This is a genomic window from Paenibacillus sp. F411, assembly GCF_017582705.1.
Classification (GTDB): domain Bacteria; phylum Bacillota; class Bacilli; order Paenibacillales; family Paenibacillaceae; genus Paenibacillus_AQ; species Paenibacillus_AQ algicola.
In genome coordinates this window covers 1-4139 of the sequence record NZ_JAGFIP010000036.1, presented here as the reverse complement: position 1 = coordinate 4139, position 4139 = coordinate 1, and the positions used below count along the sequence as shown (strand labels likewise).

Genomic DNA, 4139 nt, shown 5'->3' with positions numbered 1-4139 from the left:
ACTTTCAGGGTTCTTTTTCTCGTAAGCTTGAATCGCAGCGCTGTCGATCGCGACGTGACTGCCATCAATGACGCCTTCTTGCCTACAACGATTTACCAAGTCGTCGAACAGCTGTTTAGCCAGGTTTTTCTTCGTCAGATCTGCAAAAACTCGGCTAAGTGTGGCGATAGATGGTGCATCACGGTCGAGCGGAAGTCCGCATTGATAGCGAAACCGAAGATCGGTGCCCAGCCGATGATGCAGGCCGGTAAAGGTCTGAATACGTTCAAGAGGAGCAGCCAAAAGTGCACGTAAAATGCCTTCTCTGCAATGGCCACCAGAACATCGGGGTGAACGACTTCTCAGTTCTTTCGCGTACGGACGAAGATCTAAGACATTGAAAAAGATAGGCAATCGATCTTTCGAATGAATTTTTATCAGATCTTCAAAGGAAAACAGACTTTCTTGGAGAATATACAAAGTGACTTCCTCCATTCTTGGGGTTTTTGGTTTGGTCACCGAAAAACTTCGCCAAGTTGGGGTGAAGTCCCTTTTTTATGTCTGGAAATCCTTTTGGTTCAAGGGCTCAGATTAATGCAAAATGCTCGAATAAATCTAAGTGCTATATATAGATGATTTATGAAAATGATATTTTTACAATAAAAAACCAATTTTTCCGTAACTTTTAAAAGAACTCTGCGCCTAATATTTAAATGGGTATTTATGCCAAATAAATATCCATACAATTCTATTAGGAGGGGTTTTTTATGAAGTTCAAAGTTCTAAGTTCATTTTTATCGGCATCAATGTTTTTAAGTGTAATCCCTGTTTTTTCAGAGACAACAACATTTGCAGAAGAGACACCAGAGAAGGTTGAATCTGTAAACATTCAGGCCTTAGAGGCTTATCACGAATTTAAAGTCACACCAGACAAAATGATATATAGTGAAGAAATGGCTGCAATCAAACCTGCATCAGAAGAAGAGATACAAGCCAGAATAGATAGGCTCGCGGAAGAATTCAATTCAAAACTTTCAGCAAAGGATCAACAAAAAGGCCAAGACTTATATAGATCTTATACTAAGATATATGGAAATTCGATCAAATCACAATCTGTAGTAGATTACGATAAGTTCTATAATGAATTGAGAAAGGCAAATTATATAGAAACCATATTAGATCTTAATGAAGGACTGACAGAGTTTCAAATTGCTAAGATTGGAATTACACATGCTAATAAAGCTAGAGACCTAGCATTAAATAAATATCCTGCTTCGAATCATGTCATGCTAAGAGACGGCTATCGGCATTTTGGTTGGAACTACTTATCCACTAGAGATGTGGGTGCTATTCCTACCCGTATAGCTACGAATAATCACGAATGGGGATTAACCCTATTAAATCCTGTTTTGAATTACTATGATCAGAGAGTAGCTTATCACACAAACAAAGGTTCCTCAGCTATTGCATTCAATGCATTCAATGATACAACAATCTGGATTCCATTTTTAAAGCAAAATTTGATGTTTTTATGTGAGGATAGTTATAGTTTCTTTAAGGGATTTTTTTCTGTTGCAAATATAATGGATTTTCATAACAATGTATATGGTAGAGCCTATGCCTCCACCCACCCGACTAGCTTAGATTCAGCCTACAACGCTGCAAGAGTAAATCTAGATATTGTCTTAAGCGAAGCCTCAGTAAAAGACTTTAACTACCAACTGGTTTACAACAATAACTGGTACAATTATTAAGTAAATAGTAATCTTAAGAGTACCTTTGAGGGTACTCTTTCTTTACTGTACTTGCTCAAAATCAATTCCATGAAATGTAAACAGAGACATACTTAACTCTCAAGCGTAAAATAGAAGTACCACCAACTACCTACGCAGGAGAGAAAAGATATGTCTCATACGAATACGTTATCACAGCATGGCCATTGGAACAACTATTTTAAGCAGTGGAAGCTCCCCCTTTATTTCACTAAACCAGCGCTTCGTCACATTCATCATTTTGTGGATGGCATGCTTTCAGCGGGGTTCACTGGAACCTTGACCGACATTCATCGGGAAAGTTTACACGAACGAGACCGCAGAACGTTGAGCCATTTTTTGTCTCACGGCAAAGGGAACAGGTCTTTTCTCCAGCGTATTACTCAACGTGTTGCTTTTCAAGAAATCAACAAGACTGCTAGGCAAGACCAGAGTCCCATTTTTGTCATCCTGGACGATACCTTGTGTGAGAAAACGAAGCCTTCGTCACAGGCTGTGGACACCATACAAGGAGCTTCGTTCCAGTATTCTCATCTTAAAGGCGGAAATGTTTATGGCCATACGGTGGTTCAAGCGCTACTTCGTACAGGCGATAAGGTATATCCATTTGCTTTGGAACGTTACGATCCTGAAGGAAAGAGCAAAATTGATCTGGCCTGCGACATCATCCAATCTGTTCCGACGTCGAATCAGCCGACCTACGTGCTGATGGATTCTTGGTATCCGTCGTCTTCGGTGCTTCAATGCAGCGTAAAACAGGGCTTTCATGTCATTAGTGGTTTAAAAACCAATCGCATCTTCTATCCTCAAGGTATTCGGCAGTCGCTCAAAAATTTTGCTTCCTATATCTCGAAATCGGATACTGATCTAGTGACCATCGGCTCCTCCGCTTATCGTGTGTATCGTTATGAAGGGAAGTTAAACTTAATAGAGAATGCTGTGCTGCTACTATGTTGGGAAGAAAGTGATGAACTGGATCCTAAACGAATGAAGGCATTTTAAGCACGGATGTCGCACTGACAAACGAAGAAATTCTAGGCTATTACAGCAAGCGCTGGACCATTGAAACCTATTTCCGAACCGCAAAGTTCAACTGTCGATGGATCGCTACCAAGTTCGTTCCACCGAAGCGATGGATCGTTATCTGACGTTACTCATGTTCGCTTCGATGTGCTGCATCTATGCTGGGCAGACGAGTTTAATCCATGGCATACAACGCTATCGCTCACAAAAAAGGCAGAGCATAATAGAGTATATTTACTACCAAACTCAAGCCGGGGCTACCTTAGCTCAAATTAAAACGGAGCTCAGAGCTGCATAGGGATCCTGTCGGATCTTTAAACTTACAAATTATTGAAGTTGTTATTGGCAAGTACAGTTTCTTTATTGATTATGTATAATGGTTATATAAGGAGGTGTGAGATTGAAAAGTGTATTGAAAGTTTGGATTATTATTACTTTCTTGATCTCAATTTTTAGTATTGCAATTTTCTGGCCAAGATATGTGGACAATGAATTTCCTTTATTTTCTGATATTATGATGATATTGGTGTTTTTACCGAGTTTCTTTATTTTGTTTTTTTCAATTTTTTCGTTTATAATTAATCAGTGGTTCATAAAAAAAACAGGTTTAAAGTTATGCACAAGTGCAGTATTGTATTCTATGTCATATTACTCGTTATATGTCATTTTTGATGATATCTGGAGTGTTAATATGAGATTCATGCTAATTTCTCTAACTTCATTGGCTGGTCTCATTCATTACATGATCACATATGGATTGATGTTTAAAGGCATCAAAAATAGCTAATCAGATGTACCTCTTCCGTTAAGATAGAGGATTGGATTTGCTATATGGTATTGTGACAACTTTCTCTTGTAAAAACTATAATCATCTTGCCCAACTAAGAACAGATGGCCGAGACCTATGAAAAGACGATTAAAGTATTTACCAGTTTAAACTCCTATATAATAATCTCACCTGCTGCAGGACTAGCATCAATGCTAACGATATCACCTTGAACCAATTCAGTGATTACATCCATAGAAGCTCGTGTTGTTTTTCGAATAAGAATTCGACTCCACACCTCCATCAATAATAAAATATTGACCTATTAAGGCTAAAGCAATGTCATTAAGCTAAGTAGAACAAAAATAGAGATCTGAGACGGCATAGGAAAAATTCCTGTGCCGTTTGTTTTTTGTGATATCAAGAAAAAGTGTACAGCACAAAGCTAGTATGAGCATTTTGCATAATTTTATTTTCAACGCAAAGACAGCAGGCTTCACTCGGATCAAAGCGGATCCGGTGGCTTCATTCTAAAAATGGACAGACCTGCAGAGTTTGCTGTTCACATTTTTAAAGCTGCTGTTTTGTTCTTCTTACCT

The 4139-nt window shown here is 38.6% G+C and carries 3 protein-coding genes; 2 read left to right on the top strand and 1 reads right to left on the bottom strand.

Annotated elements, in window-relative coordinates:
- Positions 1-459 (bottom strand): transposase (locus tag JJQ72_RS20070; protein ID WP_208204767.1); only part of this gene is annotated, 459 nt, incomplete at its 3' end.
- A 287-nt stretch (positions 460-746) separates the two neighbouring features.
- On the opposite strand from JJQ72_RS20070, the gene JJQ72_RS20065 reads away from it, so the two are divergent.
- Complete coding sequence (locus tag JJQ72_RS20065) at positions 747-1733, top strand: hypothetical protein (protein WP_208204766.1); 987 nt, start codon at positions 747-749, stop codon at positions 1731-1733.
- 150 nt (positions 1734-1883) lie between these two features.
- On the top strand, positions 1884-2753 hold the full coding sequence (locus tag JJQ72_RS20060; protein WP_138225438.1) for a transposase: 870 nt from the start codon (positions 1884-1886) through the stop codon (positions 2751-2753).
- Positions 2754-4139 lie beyond the last annotated feature (1386 nt).